Origin of the sequence: Streptomyces sp. G45, assembly GCF_049542095.1 — a bacterium.
GTDB lineage: Bacteria > Actinomycetota > Actinomycetes > Streptomycetales > Streptomycetaceae > Streptomyces.
Genome location: NZ_JBMUZU010000001.1, coordinates 4,352,971 through 4,368,670 on the forward strand (window position 1 = coordinate 4,352,971; position 15,700 = coordinate 4,368,670).

The window sequence follows — 15,700 nt, forward strand, 5'->3', positions numbered from 1 at the left end:
GCTCGCCAGCGGCATGGGCGCCGGGGTCGCCATGGCGTTCAGCCCCGACGGGCGCACCCTCGCGCTGGGCACCGAGACCGGCTCCGTACGCCTGCTGTCGACGGCCACCGGCCGGGCCCGCGGCACGCTCCGCGGCCACACCGACCCCGTCTTCTCGGTGGCGTTCAGCGCCGACGGCCGCACCCTCGCCACCAGCGGCGCTGACCGGACCGCCCGCCTGTGGGACGTGGCCACCGGCCGGACACGGGTCGTGCTCACCGGACACACGGACACGGTCTCCGGCGTGGCGTTCAGCCCCGACGGGCGCACCCTCGCCACCGGCAGCGCCGATGAGACGGCCCGCCTGTGGAACGCCCGCACCGGCCGCGTCCGCACCACCCTCACCGGCCACACCGGCCCGGTCACCGACGTGGCGTTCGACGCCGACGGCTCCACCCTCGCCACCGGCAGCGCCGATGAGACGGCCCGCCTGTGGAACGCCCGCACCGGCCGCCTGCGCACCACCCTCACCGGCCACACCGAGCCGGTTACCGGCCTCGCCTTCAGCCCCGACGGCCGCACCCTCGCCACCAGCGGCGACGACGGGACGGCCCGCCTGTGGCGCACCACCGCCGAACCGGACCTCACCACGCTCACCGGCCACCGCGAACCCGTCCTCACCGTCGCGTTCAGCCCCGACGGCCACACCCTCGCCAGCGGCGGCGACGACGGGACGGCCCGCCTGTGGGACACCGCCACCGGCCGCCGCCGCGCCACCCTCCCCGACCGCTCCGGCCCCGTCCTCGACGTCGCGTTCAGCCCCGACAACCGCACCCTGACCACCGCCAGCGGCACCCAGGCGGTCCGCGCCTGGGACGCCGCCACCGGCGCCCGGCGCACCTCCCGTCCCGGCCGCCCGCACCTGGCGGAGGACGTGGTCCTCGGCCCGGACCGGCTGACCCTCGCCGTCGTCGGCGGCAACCGCGACGTGGAACTCTGGGACGCGTCGGTCCGCCGGGCCCGTCCGCTGTACGGGACCAAGGACACCCTGGCGGTCGCGTTCACCGCCGACGGCCGCACCCTCGCCACCGGCGGCGACGGCGGCGTGGGCCTGTGGAACACCGCCACCGGCAAGCGCCGCACCACCCTCACCGGCGCCCCCGGCCCCGTGGCGGCGCTGGCGTTCAGCCCCGACGGCTCGGTCCTCGCCACCGGCGGCGAGGACGGCACGCTACGGCTGTGGGACACCGGCACGGGCCACCACCGCGCCACCCTCACCGGCCACACCGGCGAGGTCACCGCCCTGGCCTTCGCCCCCGACGGCCGGGCCTTCGCCTCCTCCGGTGCCGACGGCGCCGTCCGCCTCTGGGACACCGCCACCGGCCGCCCCCGCGGCCACCTCACCGGCTCCACCGACCCGGTGAGCGTCGTCGCGTTCGGCCCCGACGGCCACACCGTCGCCGCTGGCGGCGACGACGGCCAGGTCCGCCTGTGGCACGTCGCCCTGCCCACCCCCCGCGAGGCCCGCCGCGACATCTGCCGCGCCGTCCACCGCGACCTCACCCGCCAGGAACACACCACCTACACCCCCGACCAGCCCCACGATCCGGTCTGCCCCACCCCCTGAAACGCACTCAGGGACACCGCACGCGACGGCGCCCCTGATCTGTGCGGCGTTACCTAGGGAAGCCGGATCGTGCGGACCAGCGGCATCTCCGCGTACAGGTCCGGTTCCGTGGTGACCACGGGGCGCCCGTCCGGCCACTCCACCGTCGGGCGTGCCAGGTGGATCGCGTGGCCGATGCGCCACTCCACGCCGTCTCTCAACAGACCGCCCACCGTCGCGGCTCCGGCGAAGTCGAGTTCGACGATCTCGGCGGCGGGCAGGGCGCCGACGTGCTCGGCCAGCCCTTTGCGCATACCGTCGGCCGCGGCCAGGCAGAGCGCGGGCACGTAGACGTGCCGGGTCGGCCCGTGCTCGGTGTTCGCGATGAACTGCGAGGCCAGGCGGTTGCCCGAGCCAAGCGCGAGGAGCGCCGTCTCGTCGTAGACGACGGCGGTCGACCCTGCCCTCACAGGCTGTCCACGGGCCGACCGGCCTCCAAGTCCTGCCAGACCTTCTCGGCCCTGTCGTGGTCCTCGTCCGTGAACGTCACGCCGAAGTGCGTCTCGCAGTACGCCTTCGTCTCCTCGTACCGCTTGCGGAGTTCTTCCCGCGTGGGCGTGGCTCCGGCCAACTCGGCGATCAGGTCCCGCATGGTGAGCCCGCGCTCGCGGGCCAGCACCATGAGGCGGTCACGGACAGCGGGGTCGACCTTGACGGTGGTGTCAGCCATGACGACAGTATACTCGCGGTATACCACCCGCGTCTCAGGTCGTTCCAGCACTGTGCTCATCGCAGCCCTTTCGATCGGGTAACCCGGCCCCGCGGTCGCGCGGCCGGGAGTCTTCGCGGGGCCCGTGCCCCGCGGGCGTCACGCCGGTACGGGCCCCCGGCCGCGCAGCAGCGTCCGGGCCAGTTCCGCGCCCCTGATCGCGGCCGACACGAAACCGGGCGCCCCCGCCTCGCGGGCGTCAACCGGCGCGGACGGCGCGGCCGGTGGCGGCGACGGCCGCTTCCGCTCCAACCGGTCCCGCACCAGCGCCCCCGGCGCGTACACCCGTTCCGGCAGCCCCTGCGTCAGCGCCGCCCGCACCTGCGCGGCGCTCGCCCCCACGGCCCACCACTCCTCCACGAGCGGCGCGAGCCGCGCCGCCTCGGCGGCGCTCAGCGTGAGCCGGGGCTCGGCACGGCCGAGCGAACTCAGCAGCCGGGCCGCCGCGCCCGCGCCCACCCCCGGGGAGGAGGTTCTTCCCCCTGGTCCTTTCTCCCGAAGGGAGAGGGCCCGACGGCCCGGCGGACGGCTCACCGGAGGCCAGGTTTCGGACTTCTTCACCGTCACCCTCCGGAGGATCCTCGTCGTACGGAGTGTCGAACACCTCGTAGACAGTCGCCAGTTGGCCCGTCTCGCGGTCCTTGTGGACCACCCGCCGCAGATACCGGGATTCCTCCAGCTCACGCAGCGCGGCGGCGATCCTCATCCGCCCTTCCTTACGCTGCTCCGCCAGCGAACGGACCGTCGCGCGGGCCCCCTCCGGAAGGCTGAGGAGGTACATCAGTACGCCCGCCGCGCACCAGGAAATACTCCGGTCGCGGAGGAGAGCGTTGGCAAAGGTGGTGAAGGCGCGCTTGGGCGCGCTACGGTGAATGCGCATGGGGAGGTTGTGGCTCCTTGTGCCGCGCCCCCGGGTGGTAGGACACCGCGGGGGCTTCTCTTGCGGCATAGAGTTTGTGTCGTGCTCTGTCGCCGCCGACTCTATGGGCACGCAAAGACGCGAACGCAAGCCAGAACTCCCTTTTCCCAGGCCTTCGTTCGCGTTCTTCACCCGTGCGAGTTACGGATCCAGCGCGATGCGCAGCAGCAGCGTGTGCACGAAGCGATCCTCCGCCACCGGGCGGAAGCGTCACCTCAGCGGCCGCGTCGACCCACTGAGCGCCGGAATCGCCACGCAGATCACGCGGCGTGCGGGCACCAACCGTCAGTACCTTGACCGGAACTGGCCGGACTTGCAGGCCTTGGCCCAAGGCGGGTGCCGCAGAGCACACGGCACGTGAAGGGGGGCACCCAACCGGGTGCCCCCTCACGTGCTCAACGAGCCTTCGGGCCGAGCCGAGCCCGCTCTACCCGCCCTAGATGAACGAGTTGATCTCGATCGTCTCGTCGCGGCCGGGGCCGACGCCGATCGCGGAGATCGGGGCGCCGGACATCTCCTCCAGGGCCTTCACGTACGCCTGCGCGTTCTTCGGGAGGTCGGCGAAGGTCTTGGCCTGGGTGATGTCCTCGGACCAGCCGGGGAGCTTCTCGTAGATCGGCTTCGCGTGGTGGAAGTCGCTCTGGCTGTAGGGCAGTTCCTCGACGCGCTTGCCATCGATCTCGTACGCCACGCAGACCGGGATCTCCTCCCAGCCGGTGAGGACGTCGAGCTTGGTGAGGAAGAAGTCCGTGAGGCCGTTGACGCGGGTCGCGTAGCGGGCGATCGGGGCGTCGAACCAGCCGCAGCGGCGGTCACGGCCGGTGGTGACACCGCGCTCGCCGCCGATCTCGCGCAGCGCCTCGCCGTCCTTGTCGAACAGCTCGGTCGGGAAGGGGCCCGCGCCGACGCGCGTGGTGTACGCCTTCAGGATGCCGATGACGCGGCTGATCTTCGTCGGGCCGACGCCGGTGCCGGTGCAGGCGCCGCCCGCGGTCGGGTTGGACGAGGTGACGAAGGGGTACGTGCCGTGGTCCACGTCCAGGAGGGTGCCCTGGCCGCCCTCGAAGAGGACGACCTTGTCGTCGTCGAGGGCGTTGTTGAGGATCAGCGTGGTGTCGGCGACGTACTGCTTGATGTTCTCGCCGTGCTCCAGGAGCTGCTCGACGATCTGCGCGGGCTCGATGGCGCGGCGGTTGAAGACCTTGGTGAGGAGCTGGTTCTTCTGCTCCAGGGCCGCCTCGACCTTCTGCGTCAGGATCGACTGGTCGTAGAGGTCCTGGACGCGGATGCCGGTGCGGTTGATCTTGTCGGCGTACGTCGGGCCGATGCCGCGCCCGGTGGTGCCGATCTTCCGCTTGCCGAGGAAGCGCTCGCCGACCTTGTCGACCGTCACGTTGTACGGCGTGATGATGTGCGCGTTTCCGCTGATCAGGAGCTTCGACGTGTCGACGCCGCGCTCGTTCAGCCCGCTCAGCTCGGAGAGCAGGACCGACGGGTCGACGACGACACCGTTGCCGATGACCGGCACACAGTCCGGCGAGAGGATCCCGGAAGGGAGGAGGTGGAGCGCGTACTTCTGGTCGCCTACGACGACCGTGTGACCGGCGTTGTTGCCGCCCTGGTAACGCACCACGTAGTCCACGGAGCCACCGAGCAGATCGGTGGCCTTTCCCTTGCCTTCGTCACCCCACTGAGCACCGAGCAGCACGAGTGCGGGCACAGGCGTACACCCCTTCCGGGCGGGGCATGTCCAAGGTCAGGGGCCACGGTCGGATGCCGTCGCCACCGGTGTGGGTGTGCCTTGGTCGCCCCGGAATAGACGAAGCCCCTGGCGCAATCGCGCAAGGGGCTCTTGCACAAAGATGCTACCCGAGGACTAAAGAAAGGGCGCACGTGTCGGTTCGCGACCATCGCGATGACCTCATCGTGATCATCGACCCGGTCGCCCGGCGCACCGACGGGGAGTCCGTGCGCATCGCCAAGGACGTGCTTGGCGCGGGTGCCGCCCTCAAGGTCTGCCTCCCCGACGGCCCCGAGGAATTCGCCCGTGCCCTGCTCAGGCGGGGTGCGCGGCGGCCCGTGGTGGTAGGCGACGACGCGGCGCTGCGGCGCGCGGTCGGGGTGCTGCACCGGGAGCGGGCGCTCGCCGGGGCCGAGGTCGCCGTGGTGCCGGTCGGGGCGGCGGCGTCGGCCGTGCGGCTCGCGCGGGCCCTCGGGGTGCCCACGGGCGCGGTCGAGGCGGCACGGGCCGTGCTCGACGGGGCGCCGCGCCGCCTCGACCTGCTGGTGGACGACCGGGACGAGGTGGTCCTCGGCGACGTGCGCATTCCGGCGCTCGCGGACGAGGGCGCCGTGGACGGGGTCGGGGGCGAGGCGGAGGGCGAGGAGCGGCGCCCGTGGCTGCGGACCTGCCAGTCCCTGGTGCGGACGCTGGGCGCGCGGCCCTCGCGGGTGGCGTCGGCGGGGCCGTCGCGGCTGCGGGTCGAGGCGGACGGGGTGACGCTGGTGGACCTGGACCAGCCGGTGGCGGCGGTGTGCGTGGCGCCGGGCGGCGGGGGGCTCGCCCGGGTGGAGGTGCGGCCTTCTGGGGTCGGGGCGCAGGGGGCGCCCGTGCGGGCGCGGGCCCGCTCGGTGACGGTGTCGGGGCCGGACTTCCGGTACCGGGCGGACGTGGTGACCGGCGGGCCCGTGCGGACCAGGACCTGGGCGGTCCATCCGCAGACCTGGCAGCTGACGCTGCCGGTGTGACCTCCGGCGGCCGGGTTCCCCCTGCGGCCCCGCCGGGCGTCGGGGTCAGCCGCCGTCGGCGGTCGCGCGCCGCGCCTGGGCCTCCGTACCGAAGAGTTCCTCGCGGCGGACCCGCCACCGCTCCAGGAGCCCGGCCAGTTCCTCCTGGACGAACTCGAAGAACGCCAGCGTCTCCTTGAGGCGCTGACCGGCGGGGGTGTCGGGGCCGAGCTGGACGATGCCCTCGCGGAGGGCGCCCTCCCAGCGCTGGAGGACGGCGTCGCGGTTGCCCAGGGCCTCGTACCACTGGTTGCCGCGCACCCGGAAGATGTCGCGCCGGGAGCCCCGCTCGCGCTCCCTGGTGATCATGTACTGCTGGGTGAGGTAGCGCACGGCGCCGGAGACCGCCGCCGGGCTGACGTGCAGCCGCTCGCCGAGGTCGGCCGCCGTGAGGGCGCCCTCGTCGGAGGCGAGGAGCGCGGCGAAGACCCGCGCGGGCATCCGGGGCATCCCGGCCCAGGCGAGCTGGGCGCCGAACTCCTCGGTGAACCGGGAGGCCGGGGTGGGGTCGCCGTTCGGGTCCCTGTTCGAGCCGCCGCTCGGGTCGCCGCTCGGGTTCCCGTTCAGGTCGCCGCTCGGGTCGCCGTTCGGGTTCCCGTTCACGTCGCCGCTCGCTTCGGTCGTCATGCGTCGATCATCTCCCCACGGCTGCTCACGTCTCCCGGCGTCCCCCGCGACAGCAAGGAGTTTAAACGCTTTCTTAACTTCACAAATTTGTGAAACTAGCGTAGCTTCAGCAGCATGACGAAGGCACACCCCGCTCTTGAGGCGTTCGGCCTGCACAAGTCGTTCGGCCGGACGCACGCGCTCGACGGTCTGGACCTGGTGGTCGAGACCGGGGAGGTGCACGGGTTCCTCGGGCCGAACGGATCGGGGAAGTCCACGACCATCCGCGTCCTGCTCGGCCTGCTGCGCGCCGACGCGGGCGCGGCCCGCCTCCTCGGCCGGGACCCGTGGCACGACGCCGTGGACCTGCACCGGCACATCGCGTACGTGCCCGGCGACGTCACGCTGTGGCGGAACCTGTCGGGCGGCGAGGTCATCGACCTGTACGGCAGGCTCAGGGGCGGGCTCGACCGGGCCCGGCGGGCCGAGCTGACCGAGCGGTTCGAGCTGGACCCGACGAAGAAGGGCCGCGCCTACTCCAAGGGCAACCGGCAGAAGGTGGCGCTGGTCGCGGCCTTCGCCTCCGACGTGGACGTGCTCATCCTCGACGAGCCGACCTCCGGGCTCGACCCGCTGATGGAGGAGGTGTTCAAGGCCTGCGTCGACGAGGAGCGGCGGCGCGGCCGCACGGTGCTGCTGTCCTCGCACATCCTCAGCGAGGTGGAGTCCCTCTGCGACCGGGTCTCCATCATCCGCAAGGGGCGGACCGTGGAGACCGGCTCGCTGGCCGAGCTGCGCCATCTGACCCGCACCAGCGTGCACGCCGAGCTGGCGGGCGCCCCCGACAGCCTCGCGCGGCTGCCGGGCGTGCACGACCTGGCCGTGGACGGGGGCGTGGACGGGGGCGGGGGCGGCCACCGGGTGCGCCTCCAAGTCGACACCGACCAGCTCGACGCGGTGCTGCGCGCCCTCACCGACGCCGGGGTCCGCTCCCTGACCAGCACGCCGCCGACCCTGGAGGAGCTGTTCCTGCGGCACTACCAAGACGACGCCGACGACGACGCCCAGGGCGGCGGCGCCCGCGCCGAGGCGGTGTCCCGGTGACCGCGCTGAGCACCACGCCGCCGACGGCCCGCCCCGACGCGAAAGGGCGGCGCCCCCTGGCCGGGACGCGCCCGCTGCTGCGGCTCGCCCTGCGTCGCGACCGCGTACTGATCCCGGTGTGGGTCGCGGTGATCTCCCTGGTGGTCCTGAGCATGCCGAACACGCTCAAGGAGGTGTACGGCACGCCGGAGAAGCGGGCGGACCTCGTGGACTCGCTGGCCACGAACGCCTCCCTGCGCGCCGTCTACGGCCCGGTGTTCGAGCAGTCGATCGGCGGCCTCACGGCGTGGCGCGTCGGTGCGTTCGCCGGGGTGCTCGCGGCCGTGATGAGCCTCGTCATCGTCGTACGCCACACCCGTGAGGAGGAGGAGACCGGGCGGCAGGAGCTGGTGTCGTCCGCCATGGTGGGGCGGCGGGCGCCGCTGACGTCCGCGCTGCTGGCCGCGCTCGCGGCGAACGCGCTGCTCGGGCTGCTGCTCGCCGCGGGGCTCGCCGGGCAGGGCGGCGCCGGGGCCCTGGCGCTCGGCGCGGCCGTGGCGGGCGTCGGCATGGTGTTCGCGACGATGGCGGCGATCGCGGCCCAGCTCACGGAGAGCGCCCGGCTCGCCAAGGGCCTGACGGCGGCGCTGCTCGGCGCGGCGTTCGTGCTGCGCGCGGCGGGCGACGCGGCCACCGAGGACGGCTCGTCGCCGCTGACCTGGCTGTCGCCGGTCGGCTGGCTGGAGCATGTGCGCGCCTTCGGCGCCGAGCGCTGGTGGGTGCTGGCGCTGTTCGCGGGCGCCGTCGCCGCGCAGTGCGTGGCGGCATACGGACTGGCGGGGCGCCGGGACGTGGGCATGAGCTTCCTGCCGTCGCGGCCGGGCCCGGCGCAGGGCCGACTCGGCACGGCGGGCGCGCTGGCCTGGCGGCTCCAGCGGGGCGCGGTGTACGGGTGGAGCGCCGGGTTCCTGGTGGCGGGCGTCGTCTTCGGCGGTATGACGGACGGCGCCGCCGACCTCGTCGGCGACAACGACAGCACCCGGGAGATCTTCCAGCGCATGGGCGGCCACGCCGGGCTCACCGACGCGTTCCTCGCCGCGATCATCGGCGTCGTCGGCATGGTCGGCGCGCTGTACGCGGTCACGTCGGTGCTCCGGCTGCACGGCGAGGAGACCTCGCAGCGCGCGGAGCCGGTCCTCGCCAACGCCGTCGGCAGGCTGCGCTGGGCCGCCGGGCACCTGGTGATCGCGTTCGGCGGCGCCATGCTGATCATGCTGCTCGCCGGGCTGGGCCTCGCCCTCGGGTACGGGCAGGACCTCGGGCCGATCCTCGGCGCCTGCCTGGCGCAGGTGCCCGCGATCTGGCTGATCGGCGCGCTCGCGGTGCTGCTGCACGGGCTGTCCCCGCGCCTGGCCGTCGGCGCCTGGGGCGCGGCGGGCGCGGCCCTGCTCGTCGGCTGGATCGGCCCGGCGCTCGACGTGCCGCAGGCGGTGCTGAACGTGTCGCCGTTCTCGCACCTGCCGAAGCTGCCCGGCAACGCCATGGAGTGGCCGCCGGTGCTGCTGCTCACGGGCCTCGCGGTGGCGTTGACGGCGGCGGGCCTGACGGCACTGCGCAGGCGGGACCTGGCGACGGGGTGAGCCCCCCAGGGGGCCGCACCACAGGAAACCGCCCGGCCCGCCCGCCCACCGCTCAGCAGGCGACCAGCAGCTCCCGCAGCCCCCGGATCACGAAGTTGGGTCGATGCTCCGGCTCGGCGGCGAGCCGCAGCGCGGGCGCCCGCCGCAGCAACGCGCCCAGCGAAGCGGCGAGTTCGACGCGGGCCAGCGGGGCGCCGACGCAGTAGTGGATGCCCGCGCTGAAGGAGATGTGCGGGTTGTCGGCGCGCGCCAGGTCCAGCGCGTCGGGGTCGGCGAACGCCTCCGGGTCGCGGTTGGCGGAGCCGAACAGCAGCGCCACCTCGCTGCCGCGCGGGATGACGGTCCCGCCGACCTCGATGTCGTCCAGCACCCACCGCTCGAACAGCTGCAACGGCGTGTCGTACCGCAGCAGTTCCTCCACGGCCGTCGGCAGCAGCCGCTCCGGTTCGGCGCGCAGCGCGGCCAGCTGCTCCGGGTGCCGGAACAGCGCGTACCAGCCGTTGACGGTGGCGTTGACCGTCGCCTCGTGGCCCGCGTTGAGCAGCAGCGCGCACGTCGACACCAGCTCCTGCTCGGAAAGCCGGTCCTCGTCCTCGTGGGCGGCGATCAGCGCGGTGATCAGGTCGTCGCCGTCGAGCCCGGCGGCCCGCCGCGCCGCGATCAGCTCCCGCAGGTACGCGGAGAACTCCACGGAGGCGCGCACGGCGCGGGCGGCGGTCTCCTGCGACGGGTTCAGCTCGTACATGCCGCAGATGTCCGCCGACCAGGGCCGCAGCAGATGCCGGTCGCCCTCGGGGATGCCCAGCATCTGCGCGATGACCGCGACGGGCAGCGGCTCGGCGACCCGCGCCAGCAGGTCGCCGCCGCCGTCCGCGACGAGCCCGCGTACGAGGTCGTCGGCGAGGCCCTCGACGTACGGCCGCAGGCGGTCCACCGTCCTCGGGGTGAACGCCTTGGCGACCAGGCGGCGGATGCGGGTGTGCGCCGGGGGCTCCAGGTCGAGCATGCCGTGGTCGTTGAGGACGTGGAACGGCTCGTGCTCGGGCGGCGGCGCGGCGCGCCCGAACTCCTCGTGGCCGAACCGGTGCAGATAGGTGCGGCCGAGCCGCCGGTCGCGCAGCAGCGCGGCGACGTCCGCGTGGCGCGGGATCAGATACTGCTCGCTCGGCGCGTAGAAGTGCACCCGGCCCCGGGCCCGCAGCTCGGCGTACGCCGGATAGGGGTCGGCGACGAAGGCCGCCGACGCGGGCGCGAAGACACCGGCCACGTCCGCCAGTTGAGCGCTGCCGTCCGCTGATTCAGCCCCACCGTCCGCCGATTCAGCCCTGCCGTCCGCCGATTCAGCCCTGCCGTCCGCCGATTCAGCCATATACGGACGCTAGACCCCCTCACCCGGGTGTGACCAGCCTCGCCTCGTACGCGAACACGGCGGCCTGCGTGCGGTCGCGCAGGCCGAGCTTCACCAACACCCGGCTGACGTGCGTCTTGATGGTGGACTCGGCGACCACGAGCCGCGCGGCGATCTCCGCGTTCGACAGGCCCTGCGCGATCAGCACCAGCACCTCCGTCTCACGCTCGGTCAGCTCCCCGTACGCGCCGCCCGCCCGCGCGGCGCCCACCGCCCCCGGCCGGTCCGACAGCTTGGAGAACTCGGTGATCAGGCGGCGCGTGACGCTCGGCGCGAGCAGCGCCTCACCGGCCGCCACGACCCGCACGCCGTCCGCGAGCTGCCGCGCCGAGGCGTCCTTCAGCAGGAACCCGGAGGCGCCCGCGCGCAGCGCCTGGTACACGTACTCGTCCAGGTCGAAGGTGGTCAGGACGAGCACCTTGGTGGCGGTGCCGTCGCCGCCGACGATCTCCCGGGTGGCGTCGATGCCGTTCATCTCCGGCATGCGGATGTCCATGAGCACGACGTCCGGCGCGAGCTGCCGCACCCGCTCCACCGCCTCCCGGCCGTTGACGGCCTCGCCGACGACCTCGATGTCCGGCATGGCGTTCAGCAGCACGGAGAAGCCCTCGCGGACCATCATCTGGTCGTCGGCGATCAGTACGCGGATGCTCACGCGGCCTCCTCACCGGCCGGGACCGGCAGGAACACCGTCACCTCGTACCCGCCGTCGGCGGTCGGCCCCGCCGTCATCTCCCCGCCGAGCATGCCGACCCGCTCACGCATGCCGGTGATGCCGTGCCCGGCACCCATCGAAAGGGGCGGGCGAAGCCCTCGTTGAGGGGTGGTGGCCGGGTGACGGGCGGGCGGCTTCACCAGGCCGGTCGCGGGCCCGTTGACGATCCGCAGCCCCAGTCCCCCCAGCACGTACCCGATCTCCACCCGGGCCGCCGCGCCCGGCGCGTGCCGCAGGCTGTTGCTGAGCGCCTCCTGCACGATCCGGTACGCCGACAGCTCCACCCCCTGCGGCAGCTCGCGCACGCCCCCGGTGACGGCCTTCTCCACCTCGGCGCCCGTCTCCCGCACGTTGTCGAGCAGCCGGTCGAGGTCGGCGAGCGTCGGCTGCGGCGCGTCCGGCGCCTCGTAGTCCTCCGCCCGGACGACACCGAGGACGCGGCGCAGCTCGGTGAGCGCGATCACCGCGTTCTCGCGGATCGTCGCGAACGCCTGCTCCAGCTCCGGCGGCGGGTCCTGCACCCGGTAGGGGGCGGCCTCCGCCTGGATGGCGACCACCGACATGTGGTGGGCGACCACGTCGTGCAGTTCGCGGGCGATGTTCGTGCGCTCCTCCAGGAGCGTGCGCCGGTCGCGCTCCACGGCGGTGACGGTGCGCTCGGCGACGACCTCGCGGCGGGCGTCCCAGTTGGCCTCCACCAGCGCCACGATCGCCACGACGACGCCGCTGAACATCAGCGTCTGCACCGAGTTGGAGTCCCAGCCGACGGACGCCTCCGCGACCATCGAGTACGCGGCCGTCAGCACCCACATCCACGCCGCCGTGCGCGGCCGGGTGCGGGCCGCGACCACCGCCATCACCGCCGTGTGTCCCACGATCGAACCGGCCGCCCACGGGGAGTGGCCGCCGCCGCTCAGGACCAGCACCACCGGCGTCATCCCCAGCGAGGCCCACCAGGCGGCCACCGGCCGCAGCAGCGTCAGGGCCACCGCCCCCGCGGGCAGGAACCCGCTGAGCGCCCACGCCAGCTCGCCGCTGGCGTCCCAGCCGCCGAAGCCGCCCGCGTACGCCACGAACAGGGTGAGCGCCGCGAGGCCGAGCACCACGGCGTGCGGCAGCCACACCGCGTACCGGGCGGCGCGGTCCGGCAGCTTCGCCGCCCACCCGGCGTCGCGCCGCAGCGGCGGCAGCGGGCGGTACGCGAAGACGTCCTGGAACAGGTCCCTGCGCAGGCCGTCCAGGACGTTCTGCGCCAGGTGGAACTCTGGGCTGCGGGTTCTCTCGGTCACGGCTACGACGGTACGGGGGCGCCCGCCGCCGGTCGTCCCCTGCGGGACGGGTCCCCGGGGTCCGTCGCAGGTACTACGCGCGGCGCCCTCGCGGGTGGGGATGGAGCAGACTGGGGGCCATGAACCTTCACGAGAACCTGCTGGGGGACCGCCCCCGACGCATCTGCCCGACGACCCCGAGCCCCGCGAGCTGCTCGCGGGCGACACCGCCGCCGCCGACGTCGCCGCGAAGTACCCGACGTCCTCCCTCGCCTGGGCCCGCCTGGCCGACGAGGCGTTCGAGGCGGGCCGCGTCGTGGAGTCGTACGCGTACGCCCGCACCGGCTACCACCGGGGCCTGGACGCGCTGCGCCGCGCGGGCTGGAAGGGGCACGGCCCGGTGCCGTGGGAGCACGAGCCGAACCGCGGGTTCCTGCGCGCCCTGCACGCCCTCGCCCGCGCCGCGCAGGCGATCGGCGAGCAGGAGGAGTACGAGCGGTGCAGCACGTTCCTGCGGGACTCCTCGCCGACGGCGGCGGACACCCTCGGTTAGCGGAGCATCGCGTACGACCTGCCTGGGCACCCGGTGTGACCAGGCAGGTCTTGCCGTTTCCGGGGATGTTGCGGAGGATGCGGGTGGGGACCGGGGCCCCGTGCCGGTACCGGCAGGGGCGGACCGCTACCCGGAGTACGCATCAAGGAGACAGCGATGTCCCACGAGGCGAACGCGGCACACGAGGCTCCCGAGACCCATGAGGGTCACGACGAGAGTCCTGACAGCCCCCACCTCGACTTCGCAGGCACCACCCCGTACGAGGACTACGTCCAGGCGGACGTCCTCACCCACCTCCAGCACCCCCGCTCCGACGATCCGGGCGAGATGGTCTTCCTGGTCACGACCCAGGTCATGGAGCTGTGGTTCACCGTCATCGTCCACGAGTGGGAGACCGCGTCGCGCGCGCTGCGCGAGGACGACGTGCCGACCGCCGTGGCCGCGCTGAAGCGCTCCGTACGGGAGCTGGAGGCGCTGAACCACTCGTGGAAGCCGCTGGGTCAGCTCACCCCGGCGCAGTTCAACTCCTACCGGGGCGCCCTCGGCGAGGGCTCCGGCTTCCAGTCGGCGATGTACCGGCGCATGGAGTTCCTGCTCGGCGAGAAGTCCGCGTCGATGCTGGTCCCGCACCGCGGCGCGCCCCGCGTCCACGCGGAGCTGGAGAAGGCCCTTGAGGAGCCGAGCCTGTACGACGAGGTCCTGCGGCTGCTCGCGCGGCGCGGGTACGGCATCCCGGACGAGGTGCTGCGCCGCGACGTGGCGCGGAAGTACGAGCCGTCCGCCGCCGTCGAGGCCGTGTGGACCGAGCTGTACGCGGGCGACGAGAGCGGTGAACTGGCCCGCCTGGGCGAGGCGTTGACCGATGTCGCCGAGCTGGTGTGGCGCTGGCGCAACGACCACCTGGTGGCCACCCGCCGCGCCATGGGCGCCAAGACCGGCACGGGCGGCTCCGCCGGGGTCGCCTGGCTGGAGAAGCGCGCCGCGAAGAACGTGTTCCCCGAGCTGTGGACGGCGCGCAGTCATGTCTGAGACCAAGAACCCCGAGACCAGGAACCCCGAGACCAGGAACCCCGAGACCGGGAACCCCGAGACCGGGGAATCCGAGGCCAGGAGCCCCGAGACCGGGCAATCCGAGGCCAGGGAGCAGGAGTTGCGCGGGCGGGCCGCCGCCCTCGACGGCGCCGACCGGCTCGCCGCCAAGCGCAAGGAGTTCGTCCTCGACGACACCACGTACCTGGACGGGAACTCGCTGGGCGCCCTGCCCGCGGGCGTCGAGGCGCGCGTCGTCGACGTCATCCGCCGCGAGTGGGGCCGGTTGCGCATCCGCTCCTGGGAGGAGAGCGGCTGGTGGACGGCGCCCGAGCGGATCGGCGAGCGCGTCGCCCCGCTGCTCGGCGCGGCGCCCGGCCAGGTGGTCGTCGCCGACTCCACCAGCGTGAACGTGTTCAAGGCGCTGGTCGCCGCCGTCCGCATCGCCCGGCAGGACGGGGGCGGCGAGCGGGACGAGGTCGTCGTCGACGCCACGACGTTCCCCACCGACGGGTACATCGCCGCGTCCGCGGCCCGCCTCACCGGCTGCCGCGTCGTGCCGGTCGCCCCCGCCGACGTACCCGGCGCGCTCGGCCCGCGCACGGCCGCGGTGCTGCTCAACCACGCCGACTACCACTCGGGCCGCCTGCACGACCTGCCCGGCCTGACGGCGGCCGTGCACGCGGTGGGCGCCCTCGTGGTGTGGGACCTGTGCCACACGGCGGGCGCGCTGCCCATCGGCCTGGACGAGCACGGCGTGGACCTGGCGGTCGGCTGCACCTACAAGTACCTGAACGGCGGCCCCGGTTCACCCGCGTACCTGTACGTGCGCCGCGAGCACCAGGCCCGCTTCGACTCGCCGCTGCCGGGCTGGAACTCGCACGCCGACCCCTTCGGGATGCGGCGCGACTACGAACCCGCCGCCGACGCCGTGCGCGGCCGCGTCGGCACCCCCGACATCCTGTCGCTGCTCGCCCTGGAGGCGGCGCTCGACGTCTGGGACGGCGTCTCGCTCAGCGACGTGCGCGCCAAGTCCCTTGCCCTGACGGACTTCTTCCTGGAGTGCGTCGAGGCGTACGTACCGGCGGGCCGCGTCGCGTGCGTCACCCCGCGCGCGCACGCCGAGCGCGGCAGCCAGATCGCGCTGCGCTGCGCGGACGCCCGCGAGGTGATGCCGCGCCTGGTGGAGCGGGGCGTGGTCGGTGACTTCCGCGCGCCGGACGTGCTGCGCTTCGGGTTCACGCCGCTGTACGTGTCGTTCGCGGACGCCGAGCGGGCGGCGCGGGTCCTCGCGGGCACCCTCGCCGGGCGGGACGCCTGATCCCGGGTGGCGGATAC

General features: G+C 73.8%; 14 protein-coding genes and 1 pseudogene. 7 read left to right on the plus strand and 8 right to left on the minus strand.

Going from position 1 to position 15,700, the window contains the following annotated elements; genetic code table 11:
* The first annotated feature begins 31 nt into the window (after positions 1-31).
* Positions 32-1,606 carry a WD40 repeat domain-containing protein gene (locus ACOBQU_RS17940; RefSeq protein WP_423634573.1) on the plus strand — a complete coding sequence of 525 codons (1,575 nt, stop codon included), beginning with the start codon at positions 32-34 and terminating at the stop codon, positions 1,604-1,606.
* A gap of 53 nt (positions 1,607-1,659) precedes the next feature.
* Here the strand turns inward: ACOBQU_RS17940 and ACOBQU_RS17945 are convergent, their stop codons facing one another.
* The 4 genes from ACOBQU_RS17945 to ACOBQU_RS17960 form a co-directional block, all read right to left on the minus strand.
* On the minus strand, positions 1,660-2,055 hold the full coding sequence (locus ACOBQU_RS17945) for a hypothetical protein (protein WP_423628187.1): 396 nt from the start codon (positions 2,053-2,055) through the stop codon (positions 1,660-1,662).
* A complete protein-coding gene (locus ACOBQU_RS17950) occupies positions 2,052-2,315 on the minus strand; it encodes a hypothetical protein (RefSeq protein WP_423628189.1) in 264 nt (87 codons plus the stop codon). The genes ACOBQU_RS17945 and ACOBQU_RS17950 overlap by 4 nt, the downstream gene beginning before the upstream one ends.
* A 138-nt stretch (positions 2,316-2,453) precedes the next feature.
* A complete protein-coding gene (locus tag ACOBQU_RS17955; RefSeq protein ID WP_423628191.1) occupies positions 2,454-2,813 on the minus strand; it encodes a hypothetical protein in 360 nt (119 codons plus the stop codon).
* 896 nt (positions 2,814-3,709) lie between these two features.
* Positions 3,710-4,993: an adenylosuccinate synthase gene (locus tag ACOBQU_RS17960; protein ID WP_423628193.1), complete on the minus strand. Its 1,284-nt coding sequence runs from the start codon at positions 4,991-4,993 to the stop codon at positions 3,710-3,712.
* A 173-nt stretch (positions 4,994-5,166) separates the two neighbouring features.
* On the opposite strand from ACOBQU_RS17960, the gene ACOBQU_RS17965 reads away from it, so the two are divergent.
* Positions 5,167-6,021 carry a diacylglycerol kinase gene (locus ACOBQU_RS17965; RefSeq protein WP_423628195.1) on the plus strand — a complete coding sequence of 285 codons (855 nt, stop codon included), beginning with the start codon at positions 5,167-5,169 and terminating at the stop codon, positions 6,019-6,021.
* Positions 6,022-6,066: 45 nt separating this feature from the next.
* Here ACOBQU_RS17965 and ACOBQU_RS17970 read toward each other — a convergent pair whose 3' ends face one another.
* Positions 6,067-6,687 carry a GbsR/MarR family transcriptional regulator gene (locus ACOBQU_RS17970; RefSeq protein WP_423628197.1) on the minus strand — a complete coding sequence of 207 codons (621 nt, stop codon included), beginning with the start codon at positions 6,685-6,687 and terminating at the stop codon, positions 6,067-6,069.
* 114 nt (positions 6,688-6,801) lie between these two features.
* Between ACOBQU_RS17970 and ACOBQU_RS17975 the strand changes: the two genes are divergently transcribed.
* Positions 6,802-7,770, plus strand: a complete 969-nt coding sequence (locus tag ACOBQU_RS17975; RefSeq protein ID WP_423628199.1) for an ATP-binding cassette domain-containing protein — start codon at positions 6,802-6,804, stop codon at positions 7,768-7,770.
* The gene (locus ACOBQU_RS17980; RefSeq protein ID WP_423628202.1) at positions 7,767-9,389 is read left to right on the plus strand and encodes an ABC transporter permease; all 1,623 of its coding nucleotides are present in this window, start codon (positions 7,767-7,769) and stop codon (positions 9,387-9,389) included. The genes ACOBQU_RS17975 and ACOBQU_RS17980 overlap by 4 nt, the downstream gene beginning before the upstream one ends.
* Before the next feature lie 52 nt (positions 9,390-9,441).
* Here the strand turns inward: ACOBQU_RS17980 and ACOBQU_RS17985 are convergent, their stop codons facing one another.
* Genes ACOBQU_RS17985 through ACOBQU_RS17995 form a run of 3 tightly spaced genes read right to left on the minus strand, consistent with a single transcriptional unit; the run spans position 9,442 to position 12,801 of the window.
* The gene (locus tag ACOBQU_RS17985; RefSeq protein WP_423628204.1) at positions 9,442-10,758 is read right to left on the minus strand and encodes a cytochrome P450; all 1,317 of its coding nucleotides are present in this window, start codon (positions 10,756-10,758) and stop codon (positions 9,442-9,444) included.
* A 19-nt stretch (positions 10,759-10,777) separates the two neighbouring features.
* Complete coding sequence (locus ACOBQU_RS17990) at positions 10,778-11,452, minus strand: response regulator (RefSeq protein ID WP_423628206.1); 675 nt, start codon at positions 11,450-11,452, stop codon at positions 10,778-10,780.
* Positions 11,449-12,801: a sensor histidine kinase gene (locus tag ACOBQU_RS17995; protein ID WP_423628208.1), complete on the minus strand. Its 1,353-nt coding sequence runs from the start codon at positions 12,799-12,801 to the stop codon at positions 11,449-11,451. Before ACOBQU_RS17995 ends, ACOBQU_RS17990 begins: the two co-directional genes overlap by 4 nt.
* A gap of 119 nt (positions 12,802-12,920) precedes the next feature.
* Here ACOBQU_RS17995 and ACOBQU_RS18000 point away from each other — a divergent pair.
* From ACOBQU_RS18000 to kynU, 3 genes and pseudogenes are all read left to right on the plus strand, one after another.
* Positions 12,921-13,333 (plus strand): annotated as a pseudogene (locus ACOBQU_RS18000) (DUF3151 domain-containing protein).
* A 156-nt stretch (positions 13,334-13,489) separates the two neighbouring features.
* Positions 13,490-14,362 (plus strand): tryptophan 2,3-dioxygenase family protein, encoded by an 873-nt coding sequence (locus ACOBQU_RS18005; RefSeq protein WP_423628211.1) that lies wholly within the window; start codon positions 13,490-13,492, stop codon positions 14,360-14,362.
* Positions 14,355-15,683, plus strand: coding sequence for a kynureninase (kynU, locus tag ACOBQU_RS18010; RefSeq protein ID WP_423628213.1), 1,329 nt, complete (start codon positions 14,355-14,357; stop codon positions 15,681-15,683). Before ACOBQU_RS18005 ends, kynU begins: the two co-directional genes overlap by 8 nt.
* Positions 15,684-15,700 lie beyond the last annotated feature (17 nt).